This is a genomic window from Sphaerisporangium krabiense (genome assembly GCF_014200435.1).
GTDB lineage: Bacteria > Actinomycetota > Actinomycetes > Streptosporangiales > Streptosporangiaceae > Sphaerisporangium > Sphaerisporangium krabiense.
In genome coordinates this window covers 3,067,157-3,082,944 of the sequence record NZ_JACHBR010000001.1, presented here as the reverse complement: position 1 = coordinate 3,082,944, position 15,788 = coordinate 3,067,157, and the positions used below count along the sequence as shown (strand labels likewise).

The 15,788-nt window shown below is 71.6% G+C and carries 16 protein-coding genes; 6 read left to right on the top strand and 10 right to left on the bottom strand.

Translation table 11 applies throughout. The features are described from left to right. Window positions 1-46 precede the first annotated feature (46 nt). A complete protein-coding gene (locus BJ981_RS13790) occupies window positions 47-307 on the top strand; it encodes a DUF397 domain-containing protein (protein ID WP_307837845.1) in 261 nt (86 codons plus the stop codon). Window positions 308-473: 166 nt separating this feature from the next. Here BJ981_RS13790 and BJ981_RS13785 read toward each other — a convergent pair whose 3' ends face one another. Genes BJ981_RS13785 through lhgD form a run of 3 tightly spaced genes read right to left on the bottom strand, consistent with a single transcriptional unit; the run spans window position 474 to window position 3,971 of the window. Beyond that, on the bottom strand, window positions 474-2,024 hold the full coding sequence (locus BJ981_RS13785; protein ID WP_184611432.1) for a sensor histidine kinase: 1,551 nt from the start codon (window positions 2,022-2,024) through the stop codon (window positions 474-476). Window positions 2,025-2,061: 37 nt separating this feature from the next. Further along, on the bottom strand, window positions 2,062-2,763 hold the full coding sequence (locus tag BJ981_RS13780; protein WP_184611430.1) for a response regulator transcription factor: 702 nt from the start codon (window positions 2,761-2,763) through the stop codon (window positions 2,062-2,064). A gap of 23 nt (window positions 2,764-2,786) precedes the next feature. Then, window positions 2,787-3,971, bottom strand: coding sequence for an L-2-hydroxyglutarate dehydrogenase (gene lhgD / locus BJ981_RS13775; protein ID WP_239139580.1), 1,185 nt, complete (start codon window positions 3,969-3,971; stop codon window positions 2,787-2,789). A 170-nt stretch (window positions 3,972-4,141) separates the two neighbouring features. On the opposite strand from lhgD, the gene BJ981_RS13770 reads away from it, so the two are divergent. Together BJ981_RS13770 and BJ981_RS13765 are read left to right on the top strand one after the other, a co-directional pair. Beyond that, entirely contained in the window at window positions 4,142-4,534 is a 393-nt protein-coding gene (locus tag BJ981_RS13770; protein ID WP_184611428.1) for a hypothetical protein, read from the top strand. A gap of 155 nt (window positions 4,535-4,689) precedes the next feature. Next, window positions 4,690-5,853 (top strand): hypothetical protein, encoded by a 1,164-nt coding sequence (locus tag BJ981_RS13765; RefSeq protein ID WP_184611426.1) that lies wholly within the window; start codon window positions 4,690-4,692, stop codon window positions 5,851-5,853. Between the two features lie 108 nt (window positions 5,854-5,961). On the opposite strand, the gene BJ981_RS13760 is transcribed toward BJ981_RS13765, so the two are convergent. After that, a complete protein-coding gene (locus BJ981_RS13760) occupies window positions 5,962-7,044 on the bottom strand; it encodes a YjiK family protein (RefSeq protein WP_184611424.1) in 1,083 nt (360 codons plus the stop codon). Between the two features lie 181 nt (window positions 7,045-7,225). Here BJ981_RS13760 and BJ981_RS13755 point away from each other — a divergent pair, with 181 nt between their 5' ends. After that, complete coding sequence (locus tag BJ981_RS13755; protein ID WP_184611422.1) at window positions 7,226-8,197, top strand: aldo/keto reductase; 972 nt, start codon at window positions 7,226-7,228, stop codon at window positions 8,195-8,197. A gap of 173 nt (window positions 8,198-8,370) precedes the next feature. Here BJ981_RS13755 and thpR read toward each other — a convergent pair whose 3' ends face one another. The 4 genes from thpR to BJ981_RS13735 all read right to left on the bottom strand — a co-directional run bounded on the left by thpR (window position 8,371) and on the right by BJ981_RS13735 (window position 12,144). Continuing rightward, window positions 8,371-8,934, bottom strand: coding sequence for an RNA 2',3'-cyclic phosphodiesterase (gene thpR / locus BJ981_RS13750; RefSeq protein WP_184611420.1), 564 nt, complete (start codon window positions 8,932-8,934; stop codon window positions 8,371-8,373). Beyond that, window positions 8,888-10,135 carry an MFS transporter gene (locus BJ981_RS13745; protein WP_184616020.1) on the bottom strand — a complete coding sequence of 416 codons (1,248 nt, stop codon included), beginning with the start codon at window positions 10,133-10,135 and terminating at the stop codon, window positions 8,888-8,890. The genes thpR and BJ981_RS13745 overlap by 47 nt, the downstream gene beginning before the upstream one ends. Before the next feature lie 113 nt (window positions 10,136-10,248). Continuing rightward, window positions 10,249-10,710 (bottom strand): MarR family winged helix-turn-helix transcriptional regulator, encoded by a 462-nt coding sequence (locus BJ981_RS13740; RefSeq protein ID WP_184611418.1) that lies wholly within the window; start codon window positions 10,708-10,710, stop codon window positions 10,249-10,251. A 198-nt stretch (window positions 10,711-10,908) separates the two neighbouring features. Beyond that, window positions 10,909-12,144 (bottom strand): MFS transporter, encoded by a 1,236-nt coding sequence (locus BJ981_RS13735; RefSeq protein WP_204070562.1) that lies wholly within the window; start codon window positions 12,142-12,144, stop codon window positions 10,909-10,911. A 261-nt stretch (window positions 12,145-12,405) separates the two neighbouring features. Here BJ981_RS13735 and BJ981_RS13730 point away from each other — a divergent pair, with 261 nt between their 5' ends. Together BJ981_RS13730 and BJ981_RS13725 are read left to right on the top strand one after the other, a co-directional pair. Next, a complete protein-coding gene (locus BJ981_RS13730; protein WP_184611414.1) occupies window positions 12,406-13,563 on the top strand; it encodes a cellulose binding domain-containing protein in 1,158 nt (385 codons plus the stop codon). Between the two features lie 137 nt (window positions 13,564-13,700). After that, window positions 13,701-14,831: a cellulose binding domain-containing protein gene (locus tag BJ981_RS13725; protein ID WP_184611412.1), complete on the top strand. Its 1,131-nt coding sequence runs from the start codon at window positions 13,701-13,703 to the stop codon at window positions 14,829-14,831. Between the two features lie 45 nt (window positions 14,832-14,876). Here BJ981_RS13725 and BJ981_RS13720 read toward each other — a convergent pair whose 3' ends face one another. Continuing rightward, on the bottom strand, window positions 14,877-15,287 hold the full coding sequence (locus tag BJ981_RS13720) for a VOC family protein (RefSeq protein WP_184611410.1): 411 nt from the start codon (window positions 15,285-15,287) through the stop codon (window positions 14,877-14,879). Between the two features lie 10 nt (window positions 15,288-15,297). Next, the gene (locus tag BJ981_RS13715) at window positions 15,298-15,768 is read right to left on the bottom strand and encodes a helix-turn-helix transcriptional regulator (protein WP_239139578.1); all 471 of its coding nucleotides are present in this window, start codon (window positions 15,766-15,768) and stop codon (window positions 15,298-15,300) included. Window positions 15,769-15,788 lie beyond the last annotated feature (20 nt).

Here is a 15,788-nt window from a genome sequence, read left to right as displayed (position 1 = left end):
CCGTGGATTCACGCGCCTTGATCGAACGGACGGCCAGAGAGCTTTCATGACCGACTCCTCACGGAGGCGCCGGATGGACGACAAGCTTCGATTCCACGGTCAATGGCGTAAGAGTAGTCACAGCAACAACGGCGGAGACTGCGTCGAGGTCTGCATCGCGCGTGGCGCGAGTCGTGCATCGTACGGAGGGGGAGAGAAATCACTGTACCTGGTGCGCGATTCTAAGGATCCTCATGGCAGGATTCTGGCTTTCACTCACACGGGGTGGGGTGCATTTCGTATCGCGCTCAAAAACGGCGCCCTGTAACCAACGGCCTCCCTCGGGCAGGCTTCAGCTTGGGGGTCGAAGGGGGCGGGCCCCCTGGGAAAAACAGCCCGGAGCGGAGCGGAGGCCCTTTTCGGAAGAGGCCCTGCATCGACCATCCCCTCCACGAGAGTGCACCGCACCAATTCGGTGGGAGCGCTGAACCTGCTCAGTCCGAGGCTAGGACCTCGGGGGCGAGGGGGAGGGTTACGCGGAAGGTGGAGCCGGTGCCTACGGCGGTTTCTATGGTGACGGTGCCGGAGTGGGCGGCTACCAGGCCGGCGACGATGGCGAGGCCGAGGCCGGTGCCGCGGGTGCTCGGGTCCGTGTGGTTCTTGTCGTCTGTGGTGCGCGCGCGGGAGGGGTCGGCGCGGTAGAAGCGTTCGAAGACGCGTTCCGCCTGGTCGCGGGTGAGACCGGGGCCCTTGTCGATGACCTCGACGAAGGCGGTGGGGCCTGTGGTGCCGGCGCGGACGCGGATCGGGGTGCCCGCGGGGGTGTGGGTGAGCGCGTTGGTCATCAGGTTGCCGAGGACCTGGCGGAGGCGTGCCTCGTCGCCGGAGACGATCGGGGCGGTGTCGCCGGAGACCTCCAGGCCGACCTCACGGTCGGCGGCGAGGATGCGGGCGTCCTGGACGGCCTCGGCGGCGAGGGCGAGCAGGTCGACGGGGCCCATGGTGAGCGGGCGCTGCTGGTCCAGGCGGGCGAGCAGCAGCAGGTCCTCGACGAGGAGGCCCATGCGGGCCGCGGCGTCCTCGACGTGGCGCATGAGCTTGGCCGGGTCGCCTGACGGGTTCTGGCGGTAGAACTCCGCGTAGCCGCGGATCGAGGTGAGCGGCGTGCGCAGTTCGTGGGAGGCGTCGGCGATGAACCGGCGCATGCGCTCCTCTGAGCCCCTGGCGGCGGCCTCGGAGACCTCGCGGGCGTGGAGGGCGGCCTCGATCTGGGCGAGCATGCCGTTCAGCGAGGCGGCGAGGCTGCCGACCTCGGTGCGCGGGTCGGCGTCGGGCACGCGCCTGCCGAGCTGGCCGCCCGCGATGGCGGCGGCCGTGTGCTCCATCTCGACGAGGGGACGCAGGCTCCTGCGGACGATCACCACGCCGAGCACCGCGAGGACGACCATGACGATGCCGCCGCCGAGCAGCTCGCTCATCATGAGGCGCGAGGTGATCTGGTCGACGGAGGTGAGGTCGATGGCGATGACGACGCTGCCGACGCCGGCCACCGGGACGACACGGACCCGCCAGTCGCCGCCTCCGGTGGCGGCGGGGACGGTCTCGGGCTCGAAGGACGAGATCGTGGCCGGCAGGGCGGGCCCGGGCTGTGATTCGGCCTCCAGGCCCACGGCCTCGGCGACGACCTGGCCGTTCGCGTCGCGGACCTGCACGAGCCCGTCCGGCGGGATCCGGGTGCCGAGGCCGAGTCCGGGGGCGCGTTGCAGGCGTCGCGCGACGTCGTGGGCCCAGGTGTCGAGCTGCTGGTCGACGCGGTCGACGAGGTGGCCGCGCAGGACGGACACGCTGCTCACGCCGATGCCGGTCAGCGCGACGGCGACGAGCGCCAGCATGGTGGAGATGAGCTTGACGCGCAGCGGCGTGCGTCCCGAGAGTGACGCGAGGAACCGCTTGCGCCGCCGTACGGCTCCGGGGGGCGCGGGTGGTGGAGCGGGGTACGGCAGCGGGCGAGGGTTCTCGGGCGGGGGCGGCGCGGTGGGGTTCATCTCGCGGATCCGGAGGCGAGTACAGGCGGGGCGGGGGTCATTTCGGGGGCTGGCGGAGGACGTAGCCGACGCCTCTGAGGGTGTGGATGAGGCGGGGAGGCGTGTTGTCGATCTTTCTGCGGAGGACGGAGACGTAGGACTCGACGATGCCGGCGTCGCCGCGGAAGTCGTAGTCCCACACGTGGTCGAGGATCTGCGCCTTGGACAGCACCCGGCCGGCGTTGGCCATGAAGTAGCGCAGCAGCTTGAACTCGGTCGGGGACAGCGGGATGACCTTGCCCTGCCGCCACACCTCGTGGCTCTCCTCGTCCAGCTCGATGTCGGCGAAGGTCATCCGGGGCGGCGGCACGGCCGGGTCGCCCGCGGTGCGGCGCAGGACGGCGCGGATGCGGGCGATCACCTCTTCGAGGCTGAACGGCTTGGTGACGTAGTCGTCGCCGCCGAGCGTGAGCCCTCTGATCTTGTCCTCGGTGGCGTCCCTGGCCGTGAGGAAGACGACCGGCGTGTGCGCGCCGCCGCCGCGCAGGCGGCGTACGACGTCGAACCCGTCCATGTCCGGCAGCATGACGTCGAGGACGATCAGGTCGGGGCGGCGGCGCTGGGCGGCCTCGACGGCGTTCGTCCCGCTCGCGGCCGTGTCCACGTCGAACCCGGCGAAGCGCAGGCTGGCGGCGAGCAGTTCAAGGATGTTGGGGTCGTCCTCGACGATCAGCAGTCGGGCTTCAGACGATTCGGTCACCCACCTATAGTGACCTGCCGGACTTAAGCCGGGACGAAAGACATGATGTGCCGGGCGATCGCCAGGCTGGAGGTCGCCCCGGGCGAGGGGGCGTTGCGCACGAGGATCACCCGTCCGTGGACGTCCACCACGAAGTCGTCCACGAGGCCGCCGTCCCTGGCCACGGCCTGGGCGCGCACGCCGCCGGGCGTGCGGACCAGGTCGTGGGAGGCCAGCGTGGGGACGTACCGGCGGGCGGCCTTGAGGAAGGCGTTCTTGACCAGCGAGCCGTAGACCTCGGAGACGCCGGTGCGCCAATGCTGGGCGGCGAGCTTGCGCGTGCCCGGCCAGAGCAGGATCTCACGCAGGTCGGACGCCGAGACGTCCCGCCAGGTGTAGCCTTCGCGGGCCAGGGCGAGGACGGCGTTGGGGCCGACGAGCACCTCGCCGTCGATGCGCCGGGTGAGGTGGACGCCGAGGAAGGGGTAGCGCGGGTCGGGCACGGGGTAGACGAGCCCGCGGACGAGGTCCTTGGCGCCGCCGGCGAGCTTGTAGTACTCCCCGCGGAACGGGATGATCCGGACGTCGCCCGCGTGGCCGCCCATCCTGGCGATGGCGTCGGATCCGAGCCCGGCGCAGGCGACCAGCCGGTCGAAGGTGAACTTGGTGGTGCCGCCGAGCACCTGCACGCCGCTCGCGGTCTCGCGGAGGGCGCGCACCGGGTGGCCGAGCCGGACGGACCCGCCGAGGTCCTTGACGTCCTCGGCGAGGCGGCGCGCGACGGCGGGGAAGTCGATGATCGCCGTGTGCGGCGAGTGGACGGCGCCGACGCCGACCGCGTGCGGCTCGATCTCGCGCAGGCCGAGGGCGTCCAGCTCGGCGATGCCGGGGACGCCGTTCTCGCGGGCGCGCTCGGCGATGCGGCGCAGCCCGGCGCGTTCGGCGGAGCTGGAGGCGATGACGAGCTTGCCGACCTCTTCGTAGGGGATGCGGTGCTCGGCGCAGTACTCGCGCAGCAGCGCGACGCCGGTCCTGCACAGCCGCGCCTTGAGCGACCCCGGGGCGTAGTAGATGCCGGCGTGGACGACGCCGCTGTTGTGGCCGGTCTGGTGCGCGGCGACCCGGTCCTCCTTGTCGAGGACGGTCACCGTGGCGCCACGCGCGGCCAGTTCCCTGGCCACCGCCAGCCCCAGGATGCCGGCGCCGATCACCCCGATTCGCTCAGTCACAACTGGGTATTTTCCTCGTTTTCCACAGCAGGCGCCAGGACAGCGGGAAATGAAGCACGGACCACCCGATTCCGGACCGTCGGGACGACGGGCTTCGGACCGCCAGGATCTTCACAACCGACATAACGCCTATACCCCAACTCGAACGGACATTCGATACACTTCCCGACGTGTACCTGCCACCGGGCTGGCCGCAAGAGGTCCTGCCGCCGGGGAGCCCGGACTGGGAGACCTCGGCGGTGACCTGGCTGCTCGACGCCGTGCCACCCGACTACCGGGCCTACGGAGTGCTCAGACGGTACCCCCTGGCGCTCGCCCGCATGGCGCGCCAGCACGTGGACGCCACCGTCGAGGCCGCCCGCGCCGGGTACCGCACCGCCGCCGTGGACCTCAAGGAGCACCTCCCGCCGCACGCCGTCGAGGCCGTCCTCGCCGCCTACCGCCGCGAAGGCCCGCGGCTGGTCGAGCTCGGCGCCTCCATCGCGCTCGTCGAGCAGGCGCTGCGCGGCGAGCCCTTCGTCGCCCGCCTGGACGAGTCAGGACAAAGAAGATCGCCTAGGTAAAACCATGGGTCGGCCGGTCCCAAGAGTCACTCCGGTCCCACGGTTCCCCGTTTCAGCAGGGCATACCTCGACAGGCACGCCGACATGATTCGCACTGATGTTCGCGGCGTGCCCGCCCCGACCTCCCGGGGCGGTCATCGATCGAGGGGAATCTCATGAACCGAACCCATGCTCTGGTGCCCCTGCCTCAGCGTGTCCTCCTGCTCGGCGGCGCCGTCACGCTGCTCACGGTCCCCGCCGCGGGGGCCGCCGGCGCGGCCGCGCAACCGGCGCCTCCCAAAACCCCCCCACCGGCCGCGTGCGTTTCCGCCAACGGCGGTTTCGAGCAGCCCGGCGGGCTGACCAGCGCGGGGAACCTCAGGACCGACATCCCCGCCTGGCACACCACGGCCAGCGACGGCGCCATCGAGATCTGGGGCCCCGGCAACGCGGGCGCCAACGGCGGCGAGGTCGCCGCGGACAGCGGCAGGCAGTTCGCCGAGCTCAACGGGACGCAGGTCTCCACCCTCTACCAGGACGTCGCGACCAACCCCCGGACGATCCTGGTGTGGCGGATCGCCCACCGGGCCCGCACCACCACCTCCGACCAGAAGGACGTCGTCCGCGTGAAGATCGGCACCCCGGGCGCGCTGACCGTCCAGGTCCCGCTCGGCCAGAGCTCCGGGGACATCGCGGACGGCGGCATCTCCTGGGGCCACTACACGGGCATCTACCGCGTGCCCAGGGGGCAGAGGGTGACCCGCATCGCCGTCGAGTCGGTCTCCTCGGCCGCGGGGTCGCCGAGCTACGGCAACTTCCTGGACTCGGTGGAGATCTTCTGCACCCCGCCGTGCCCGAAGGCGACCAAGCACTCGCCCCGGGCGTGCGACACGCTCGGGCTGCCGATCCAGCCGCACCAGCCGGTCACCCCGGGCGTCAGACCCGGCCATCCGGTGACGCCGCCGGGGGTCAAGCCGGTCACGCCGCCCGCCGTCCCAGGCGCCAAGCCGGCCACGCCTCCCTACGCCCCGGGCGCCAAGCCGGCCACGCCGCCGTACGCCCCGGACGTCAAGCCCGTCACGCCGCCGTACGCCCCGGACCTCAAGCCCGCCACGCAGCCGCACGCCCCGGACGTCAAGCCGGTGACACCGGTCACGCCCGTCCAGAAGCCCGTGGCGCCGCCCATCGTCGCGGGCACGCCGCTGACGCCCCCGTCGCACGCCAAGCCGGCGACGTCCGCGGGGCAGACCAGGCCGGCGCAGGCGCCGGAGCACTTCGCCGACGGCTACCTGATCGCGCCGCCGGACACGGCCGTGCCGCTGCCGCGCCCCGCGCGCTAGAAGCGTTCGCGTGACGTCCGGCCGAGACCCGGCCCGGACGGACGCGAGAGCCTGCCGGCGAACCACGGCCCGGCAGGCTCTCCCGTCATCGGCCCCTCTCCGCGAGGGTCAGCCGGCCTTGCGGGCCAGCACGGCGATGATGCCGGTCGCGCCGAGCGCCACGCCGAGCCACAGCGCGATCACCCCGGCGGGGACGCCGCCGTCGTCGCCGGTGCTCCCGGCGGCGTGCGAGGCGGCGACGTCCGGCGCGGACGCCGTGCGCGCGGGCCCTCCGGTGCGGGCCGGCTCCGGCTTGGCGTGCTTGGCGACGGCCGAGGCGGGCAGCGGCACCGCGTACACCGGGCTGGAGGCGCCCTCGGTGCCGGTGAGCAGGTATCTGCCGTCCCGCGTGTAGGTGATCGACTCGGCCTGGTCCAGCGCGGGCATGGTCACCCGGCCGATCAACTCCCCCGGCGCCTTGTAGAGCGAGGCGGAGAAGTAGGTGCGGATGACGAAGCTCGACCCGTCCGGCGCGTAGGCGGCGTCCGTCGCCATGATCGGCGCGGGGCCGACCCGCCGCAGGATGTTCACCTTGTCCGTGCGCAGCTTGGCCGGGGCCGCGTAGATCGACCCGGCGAACTCCTTGCTGACGACGTACAGCCGCCCGGTCGTGGGGTGGACCATGATGCCCTCGGCGTTGCGCCCGCCGTCCTCGTACCGGAAGCGGTACCGCGTCGCCTGGAGGGTCGCGTCCCGCATGGCCTTCGGCTCGGCGACCTTGTAGATCGAGTAGTCGGGCCAGGCGCCGTTCATGTTGTCGCCGATGTCGGCGAACCACAGGTGGCTCTGCCCGGTCGCCGGGTCCACCGAGGCGGCCATCGCCTCCCAGTCGCGGGCCGCCGCCCCGGCCAGCGTGAACGTGGCCAGCGTGCGGCCGTCGGGCCCGACGGCGTAGAACTGCGGGCTGGCCCCGCTGTCGTTGTGCGTGTAGTACACGTTCTTGTGCGTGGGCGAGACGGCGAGCCCGCTGGACTCGCCGATGCGCGGGTCCTTGAAGCGGAACAGCAGCCGTTCCTTGCCGTCCTCGGACCCGCCCGACGTCCCCCCGGAGCCGTGCCCGGCCGTGGCGTGCGCGGGGGACGCGATCGCGCCTCCCAGCGGCGCCAGGGCGAGCGCCGCCAGCGCCCCCGCGATCACCCGTCTACTCCCCATTGCCACATCATGCCCCGCCACCACGGGCGCCGCGTCCGACCGTCGGCGTGGGTCGGGGGCTGGAGTTGGGATAGGTCTGGTCGAGAGACCGTCGTCTTCGCGGCCGCTTCCTGACGTACGACGCGTTTCCGGCGGGCCTCGGCTGGGCTGGAGTGCACTCCAGGTGCTTAGGGTGAGGCTCATGGAATACGTACACCTGGGACGCGCCGGTCTGTCCGTGAGCCGCCTCTGCCTGGGCACCATGAACTTCGGGCCCGAGACCTCGGAAGAGGACTCGTTCGCGATCATGGACAAGGCCCACGACGTCGGCATCAACTTCTTCGACACCGCGAACGTCTACGGCTGGAAGAAGGGCGAGGGGATAACCGAGCACATCGTCGGGCGGTGGTTCGCCAAGGGGGGCGGCCGTCGTGAGAAGACGGTCATCGCCACCAAGCTCTACGGCTCGATGGGCGACTGGCCGAACGAGTCGTATCTGTCCGCGCTGAACATCCGCCGGGCCTGCGACGCCTCGCTCAAGCGGCTGCAGACCGACTACATCGACCTGTACCAGATGCACCACGTCGACAGGAACACCCCGTTCGACGAGATCTGGGAGGCGATGGAGGTCCTCCGCCAGCAGGGCAAGATCATCTACGCCGGTTCGTCGAACTTCGCCGGGTGGCACATCGCCAAGGCGCAGGAGACCGCCAAGCGGCGCGGGTTCTTCGGCCTGGTGTCGGAGCAGTCGCACTACAACCTGCTCGTCCGGGAGGTCGAGCTGGAGGTCCTGCCCGCGTGCGACGACTACGGGCTCGGCGTGATCCCGTGGAGCCCGCTGGCGGGCGGCCTGCTGGGCGGCGTGCTCCGCAAGATCGACAAGGGCCGGTCGGCGTCCGAGAGGATGCTCGGCGAGCTGGAGAAGCACCGCGACAAGATCGAGCGGTACGAGGCGTTCTGCGATGAGCTGGGGGAGAACCCGGCGAACGTCGCGCTGGCCTGGCTGCTCGCGCAGAAGGCGGTCACCGGCCCGATCGTCGGCCCGCGGACGATCGAGCAGCTCGACGGCAGCCTCAGGGCCCTGGAGATCGAGCTCGACGAGAAGGCGCTCGCCCGGCTCGACGAGATCTTCCCCGGCCCCGGCGGCCCCGCCCCCGAGGCGTACGCCTGGTAGGAGGGCCCCGTCTTCCGTGACGGGACGTCCGAGGCCGTGCTCGCCCTCCGACGGGCGGCACGGCCTCGATGACCGGCGGCTATGTGAGCAGCGCGCCGACGACGACGATCGCCACGAGCAGCGCGAGCACTGCGGGCAGCAGCCAGCGGCGGGGACGGTCCACGTCCTGAAGCCTAGCCGCCACCGGTCAATGGCCAGGATTCGAGCGCCTCGTAACGCGTCTTGGGGCCGAGATGGCTGCGCATGAGGTGGACGGCGTCGGCGCGCCACGGCGCGCCGCCGAAGTCCTTCAGCTCCTCGACCAGGGGCCTGGCGTCCAGGCCGTCGCGCGGGCGCGCGCGGGCGAGCGTGAGGTGCGGGTGGAAGGGCTTGCCCTCGGCGCCGGCGGCCCCGGCGCGCCGGCCCCCGGCGGCCAGGGACGCCGCCAGGCGCGAGATCGCCGTCCCCCCGCCCGCCAGCCCCAGCCACACCACCCGGGCCCGCCGCGCGGAGGGGAACGCCCCCGCCCCCTCGAAGCGCAGCGTCATCGGCGCGTGGCGCCCGGCCGCGCGGCCCAGGCGGGTCTCCAGCTCGGGCAGCGCCTTCTCGGGGACCTCGCCGAGGAAGGCCATCGTGATGTGCCAGGTCTCGCTGCCGGTCCAGCGCAGGTCCGGCCACCGCTCCGGACGCGCGCCGACGGCCCCGGCGACCTCAGCGAGCGCCTCCGGGGGCGGCGACAACGCCACGAACAACCGCACGACGCGTCCTTCCCGCGGCGAACCTGGTCAGCAGCATGGCCAGCCCGACCCCGGCCAGGCACATCACCCCGCAGATCACCACTCCGAGGCGCGGCCCGGCCAGCTCGCCGACCCAGCCGATCAGCGGCGCGCCGATCGGGGCGCCACCGGTGAACACCAGCACATAGATTCCCATGACCCGCCCGCGCATCTCGGGCGACGCGGCGAGCTGCACCGAGGAGTTCGCGGTCGTGTTCGTCGTGATCATGGCCATGCCCGCGGGGACCAGCAGGATCAGGAACGCCGCGTACGTCGGGGCCAGCCCGGCGACGATCTGGGCGGCGCCGAAGACGATGCCTCCGGCGATCAGCAGCCGGCGGGTCGGGCGGGCGCGCCGCGCGGCCAGCAGCGCCCCGCCGAGGGCGCCGACCGCGAAGACGCTGGAGGCCACGCCGAACGAGGAGGCGTCCTGGCCGAACACCTGCCTGGCCATCAGCGCGATGCTCATCGAGAAGCTCGTCGCGAACATCGCCACGAACGCCACCACCAGGATCGGCATCAGCAGTTCCGGCCGCTGCCACACGTACCGCAGGCCCGCGCGGAGCTGGCCCTTGGCGCGGGCGACCGGCTCGGGGGTGCGCAGTTCGGTGGTCCGCATCAGGACCAGGCCGGAGATCACGGCGGCGAACGACAGGGCGTTCAGCAGGAAGATCGGGCCGGTCCCGCCCAGCGCGTAGATCAGCACGCCGGCGACGGCGGGGCCGACGACCCGGGCGAGGTTGAACGTGGAGCTGTTGAGCGCGATCGCGTTGGGCAGGTCGCTGCGGCCGACCATCTCGACGACGAACGACTGCCGGGTGGGCACCTCGACGCACGACACGCAGCCGAGCATGAACGCCATCACGTAGACCTGCCAGATCTGCGCGTGCCCGGTGATCGTGAGTACGCCCATGGCGAGCGCGAGCAGGCCCATGAGGGACTGGGCCGCCATCAGCAGCGGGCGCTTGGGGTAGCGGTCCGCCAGCATTCCACCCCACAGGCCGAACAGCACGACCGGCAGGAACTGCAGGGCGGTGGTCACGCCGAGCGCGGCCGAGCTGCCGTGGCTCAGCTCCAGGACCAGCCAGTCCTGCGCGGTGCGCTGCATCCACGTGCCGACGTTGGACACGACGCTGCCTGAGACGAACAGGCGGTAGTTGTAGTTTCTGAGCGACCGGAACATCCCGCCGCGGGAGCGCGCGACGGGCTCGGCGCCCTGCGTCTCCTCGGCCTGGACCTCGCGTAGCTCGGTCACCTGGGCGGTGGCCACGCCGGAGTCCGCGGCCCGGGGATGGTTCAGGTCTGCGAGAGCTTCTCCAGGATCGGCGCCGCGGCCCGCAGCGTCGCCCGTTCCTCGGGCGACAGCTCCATCAGCCGCATGGCGAGCCACGCCTCTTTCCGTCGGCGTTCCTCCTTCATCAGCCCGCGTCCGGCCTCGGTCACACTGATGGTCACCTGTCGCCGGTCGGTCGGGTGAGGGGTGCGGGCGAGCAGTCCTCTGTGCTCCAGTGCGGCGATCACCCGCGTCATCGAAGGGGGCTGCATCTTCTCCAGCTCGGCGAGCTCGCCAGGCGTTATAGCGGAGTGCCGCTCGACGGCGGCGAGGGTCGCGAACTGGGTGGGGGTCAGGCTGTTGGCTCCGGCCTGCCGCCGCAGCCGCCGGTTCAGACGGGCCAGAGACACGCGCAGCGCGGACGCCAGCTCGGCGTCGCTGCGCGGGACCGCCGGGCGCTCCGTCCTTGTGGTGATGTTCGTCATAACTCATTACCTTTGCTAACTATATACCCGTGGCCCTGATTCCCGCACGCCCCTGCGGATACGTCCGGGATGTCCGAAACGCCGAAAATGCCGGAGACGCCGAGATCATTTGCTACGTCTTGCCACACAAAGGGCGCGCTCCGCAACCGACGCAGCTCGGCCCACCCCCACCACCGGGGCGGGACGGCACTCGGGCGGTCAGGATCCTGACGGGGACGCGGCGGGCACGGACGGCGCGCTCCCGCCGTCCGTGGAGCGCATCCGGCGCACGTCGCGGGGCAGAAGCGCCAGCGACGAGACGGCCACCATCAGCGCCGCCGCGCCGTACTGCGTCGCCGACAGCCCGATCTCGGCCGCCAGCGGGCCCGCGACCAGCGCGCCGATCGGCATCGCCATCACCGAGCCGAGCGCGTCGTACGCCGAGACCCGGGCCAGCTTCTCCGGCGGCACGTTACGGGTCAGCGTGACGCTCCACTGCACCATCATGATCTCAAGGAAGACGCCGAGCACGGCCGTGGCCAGGCATATCGCCACCAGGGGCCACCGCATGGCCAGCGACAACGGCGACACCGCCAGGATCGCGCCGATCGAGACCACGAGCAAGAGGGGCCTGCGCGGGGTGAAGCGGAGCGAGATCACGCCACCGGCGATCAGGCCCAGCGCCTCGGCCGAGGTGATCGCCCCCCAGGCGGCAGCGCCGCCGAGATGGTCCTTGGCGACCGGCGGGCCGAGCACCTGGAAGCTGCCGTACCAGGCCATCAGCACGACGCAGTACTGCGCAACGATCGTCCACAGCCAGGTGTGGCTGCGGAACTCCGACCAGCCGTCCCTGAGGTCGCGCAACGCGCTCGTCTCGTCCGTGCGCGCGTGACCGGAGGCGCGGATCGAGAGCAGCATGGGCACCGTGGCGAGCAGGCCCACCCCGCAGACGCTCATGGCCCAGCCCGGCCCCACCGCCGCGACCACCACGCCCGCGACCGCGGCCCCGCCCATCTGGGCGCCGTTCATCGCCAGCCGGCTCACCGCGTTGGCCTGCTGCAGCAGCTCGTCCGGCACGATCTTGGGCAGCACCGACTGCATGGCCGGCCACAGCGCGGCCATGCCCACGCCGGTCAGCGTCTCCAGCACGATCATGTGCCAGAGACGGACGGCGCCGCTCAGCACCAGGACGCCGAGCAGCCCCTCCGACAGCGCGATCACCACGTTCGCCGCGACGATCACCCGCTGCGGGGGCACCCGGTCCGACACCACGCCGCTGATCAGCGTGAACACCAGGGCCGGTGCGATCTGGGCCGCGAGGACGTAGGACAGGTCCGCGGTGGACCCGGTCAGGTCCAGGACGGCGAAGGAGACGCCCACCACCGAGAAGGCCACGGCGGCGGGCGCGAGCAGCCGATCGGCCAGCAGCAGCCGGAAGTCCCGGATCGCGAGCACCGGAAACCGGCGTGCGCCCGCGCGCCACACCATGAGCACTATCCGATCGTCCGGGGCAAGGGCGTCCGACGCTAGTCATCCCGCCCGGCGTCGGCAATCAATTTTCCGCCGCCCGCCCGCGCCGCAGGCCCGCCCTCTCTTCCGCGCGTCCCTCGCCATGCGTGGTTCCGTTCACGAAAGTTCGGGCCCTTTACGAATTGGTGAAGTTGCTTCACGATCTACGCGGGGGGATCCACGCCACGCCAATCGACAAGGGGCGGAATGAAGCTCGGCAGACACTCCTTAAGCGCGGTTCTCCTCACCCTGGCGTTCGTCGCCGCCGCGCTCGTCCTCGGGTCCACGGGGCAGGCCGCCCGCGCGACCGTTCCCGCACCGCAGGCGGCCAAGGCCCCGATACAGGCCCAGGTCGTCCCCGGGCAGGCGGCTCCGCGGGCGCAGAGCGCGGACGACACCACGCCTCCGACCCGGCCCTCGGGCCTGCGGCACTGCCCGGTGCCCCTCGCCCTGAACTACCAGTCCGGATACGCCTCGATCTGCTGGAACTCCTCGTCGGACAGCTCCGGCATCGCCGGCTACGACCTCTATCGCCTCGACGTGGAAGGGTTCGTCAAGGCGGCCACCACGACGTCCACCGTGGGCGGATTCGGCGGTGAACTGAACCGCATGTACACGATCTACGTCGTGGCCAGGGACATGGCCGGGAACGTCAGCCAGCCGTCCGAGCTGATCACCGTCCCCGCGGTCACCGGGATGACGCCGTCCCCGACGCCCTCCCCGACCGCCTTCCCCGACATCCAGCCCCCGTCGAGGCCGGCGGGCCTGGTCGACGGCTGCCTGGCCGACTATCCGGGCGTCTCGTTCTGCTGGACGCCCTCGACCGACAACATCGGGGTGGTCGCCTACGACGTCTACCGCGAGACCGCGACCGCCTACCTGAAGGTCGGCACCCGCACGGCCACCTCGTCCCCGAACTTCACCGAGTCGGGCCTGGAGGCCGGGAAGCGCTACAACTACTTCGTGGTGGCCCGCGACGTGGCGAACAACATCAGCCTGCCGTCCGCCTTCCTCTCGGCGCTCGCCCGCGAGGGCCTGCCCACCGGGACCTGCACGGTGACCTACCGGGCGACGACATGGACCACCGGGCTCAGCGCCGAGATCACCATCCGCAACACCGGCACCACCACGATCGACGGCTGGACGCTGGCCATCGACTACGCCTCGCCCGCGCCCCGCCTGGCCTCCGGCTGGTCGGCCACCTGGACACAGGACGGGACGCGGATCAGCGGCGCCCACCTGCAATGGAACAAGACCATCCCCGCCGGCACCGCCACCCAGGTCGGATTCAACGCCGCACACGGCGGCACCGCCACCGCCCCCGTCAAGGTCTCCCTCAACGGAGCCACCTGCCTGACGGGCTGACCCCCGCGCCGACCGCCCGCGACCCCCGTCGCGGGCGGCCCCGGTCACGAAAGTTCGGGCCCTTTACGAATTGGTGAAGTTGCTTCACGCTCTACGCGGGGGGATCCACGCCGACACCAATCGACACAAGGGGCGGAATGAAGATCGGCAAGCACTCCTTAAGCGCGGTTCTCCTCACCCTGGCGTTCGTCGCCACCGCGCTCGTGATCGGATCCGCGGGACAGGCCGCCCTCGCGGTACCCGCACCCCAGGTGGCCGCGGCGCTCCCGCCGCAGGCCGCGAACGCCGCCGCGGCCGGCGACGTCACCCCGCCCACCGAGCCCGGGGGCGTGCGTCCCTGCCCGCCCCCGCTGGCCCCCACCGTCCCGACCGGGTACGCCTCCATCTGCTGGACGCCCTCGAACGACGACACCGGGGTCGTCGGATACGACATCTACGAGCTGACCTCCGCCGGATTCGTCTACCGCACCACCACGACCAGCACCATCGGCGGCTTCTCCGGCGTTTACGGCCGCCTGTACACGATGTACGTCTCGGCCAGGGACGCCGCGGGCAACGTCAGCCTGCCGTCCCAGATGATCACAACCGTGGCGACGCTCGGGATGACGCCCACCATCTCGCCGAGCCCCGTCCCCGACGACATCGCGGCGCCGACCAAACCGACCGGTCTGACGGACGGCTGCCTGGCCGACTACCCCGGCGTGGCCTTCTGCTGGCAGCCCTCGACCGACAACGTCGGCGTGGCCGCCTACGACCTCTACCGGAAGACCGCGACCACCTACCTCAAGGTCGGCACGCGCACGGCCTCCGCGCACCCCAGCTTCACCGAGTCGGGCCTGGAGACAGGCAAGCGCTACCTCTACTTCGTGGTGGCCAGGGACGCGGCGGACAACCTCAGCCTGCCCTCCGACTCGCTGTCCGCCCTGGCCCGCGAGGGCCTGCCCACCGGGACCTGCACGGTGACCTACCGGGCGACGACATGGACCACCGGGCTCAGCGCCGAGATCACCATCCGCAACACCGGCACCACCACGATCGACGGCTGGACGCTGGCCATCGACTACGCCTCGCCCGCGCCCCGCCTGGCCTCCGGCTGGTCGGCCACCTGGACACAGGACGGGACGCGGATCAGCGGCGCCCACCTGCAATGGAACAAGACCATCCCCGCCGGCACCGCCACCCAGGTCGGATTCAACGCCGCACACGGCGGCACCGCCACCGCCCCCGTCAAGGTCTCCCTCAACGGAGCCACCTGCCTGACGGGCTGACCCCCGCGCCGACCGCCCGCGACCCCCGTCGCGGGCGGCCCCGGCTCAGCCTCGCGCCTTGGCCTCGACCAGCACGATCCAGTTCCCCTGGTTGTCGCGCATGACGGCCTCGACGCCGTACGGCCGCTCCTCCGGCGTCTGCAGGAACGTCACGCCCTTGGCGGTCAGCTCCTCGTAGGTCTTGCGGCAGTCGTCCACCGCCAGCCCGAGGCCCCCGCTCTGGCCCTTCTCGAGCTGCCGCCGGTAGAAGGCCGCGGCCTCCTCGTCCAGCGGCGGGCCCGGCTTCATGAGCGTGATCTGGAGCTCGGGGTGGTCGGGGTGGCACACGGTCACCCAGCGGAAGCCCTCCATGGACACGTCGGCGGCCGGGACGAAGCCGAGGACGTCGACGTAGAAGTCACGCGCCTCGTCCTGGTCGAGGCAGTACACCGTGGTCAGCGAGATGTTCGTAATCATGCGGGAGAAGCTACTCCGGGCCCTCTGAACTGGGCTTCTCCAAAATTGCACAATCGGACGGCCCCGTGTCCCCCGGCGCCTTCGTCCCGGCCAGGTCGAGCACGCCGTTCATGAACAGGTAGCACCCGGGGATGTGCGGGCGGCCGCGCGCCGCCCACCGGTCGCGGTACGCGCTCGGGCTCTCGCCGACGAGTTGCGTGAACTTCGACGAGAACGAGCCGAGGCTCGTGAACCCCACGGCCATGCAGATCTCGGTCACCGTCAGGTTGGCCGCGCGCAGCAGGTCCTGGGCGCGCTCCAGGCGGCGGCGCGTGAGGTAGCGCATCGGGGTCTCGCCGTAGGCCGCCTCGAAGCAGCGGATGAAGTAGTACTTGGAGATCCCGGCGACGGCGGCCAGCGCGTCCAGGTCCAGCTCCGCGCGGTAATCGCGGTCCATGCGGTCACGCGCCTGCCGCAGATGCCCCAAGAGCTCCACCGGCACGCCCCGACGCCCCTTGCCGA

What these genes read in the sequence shown, in the direction of transcription:
- BJ981_RS13720 (WP_184611410.1), bottom strand. Translation starts at nt 15,287, where the DNA reads ATGATTACGAACATCTCGCTGACCACGGTGTACTGCCTCGACCAGGAC.
- BJ981_RS13745 (WP_184616020.1), bottom strand. Translation starts at nt 10,135, where the DNA reads ATGTTCCGGTCGCTCAGAAACTACAACTACCGCCTGTTCGTCTCAGGC.
- BJ981_RS13765 (WP_184611426.1), top strand. Translation starts at nt 4,690, where the DNA reads ATGAACCGAACCCATGCTCTGGTGCCCCTGCCTCAGCGTGTCCTCCTG.
- BJ981_RS13725 (WP_184611412.1), top strand. Translation starts at nt 13,701, where the DNA reads ATGAAGATCGGCAAGCACTCCTTAAGCGCGGTTCTCCTCACCCTGGCG.
- BJ981_RS13760 (WP_184611424.1), bottom strand. Translation starts at nt 7,044, where the DNA reads ATGGGGAGTAGACGGGTGATCGCGGGGGCGCTGGCGGCGCTCGCCCTG.
- BJ981_RS13740 (WP_184611418.1), bottom strand. Translation starts at nt 10,710, where the DNA reads ATGACGAACATCACCACAAGGACGGAGCGCCCGGCGGTCCCGCGCAGC.
- BJ981_RS13755 (WP_184611422.1), top strand. Translation starts at nt 7,226, where the DNA reads ATGGAATACGTACACCTGGGACGCGCCGGTCTGTCCGTGAGCCGCCTC.
- BJ981_RS13785 (WP_184611432.1), bottom strand. Translation starts at nt 2,024, where the DNA reads ATGAACCCCACCGCGCCGCCCCCGCCCGAGAACCCTCGCCCGCTGCCG.
- BJ981_RS13730 (WP_184611414.1), top strand. Translation starts at nt 12,406, where the DNA reads ATGAAGCTCGGCAGACACTCCTTAAGCGCGGTTCTCCTCACCCTGGCG.
- BJ981_RS13790 (WP_307837845.1), top strand. Translation starts at nt 47, where the DNA reads ATGACCGACTCCTCACGGAGGCGCCGGATGGACGACAAGCTTCGATTC.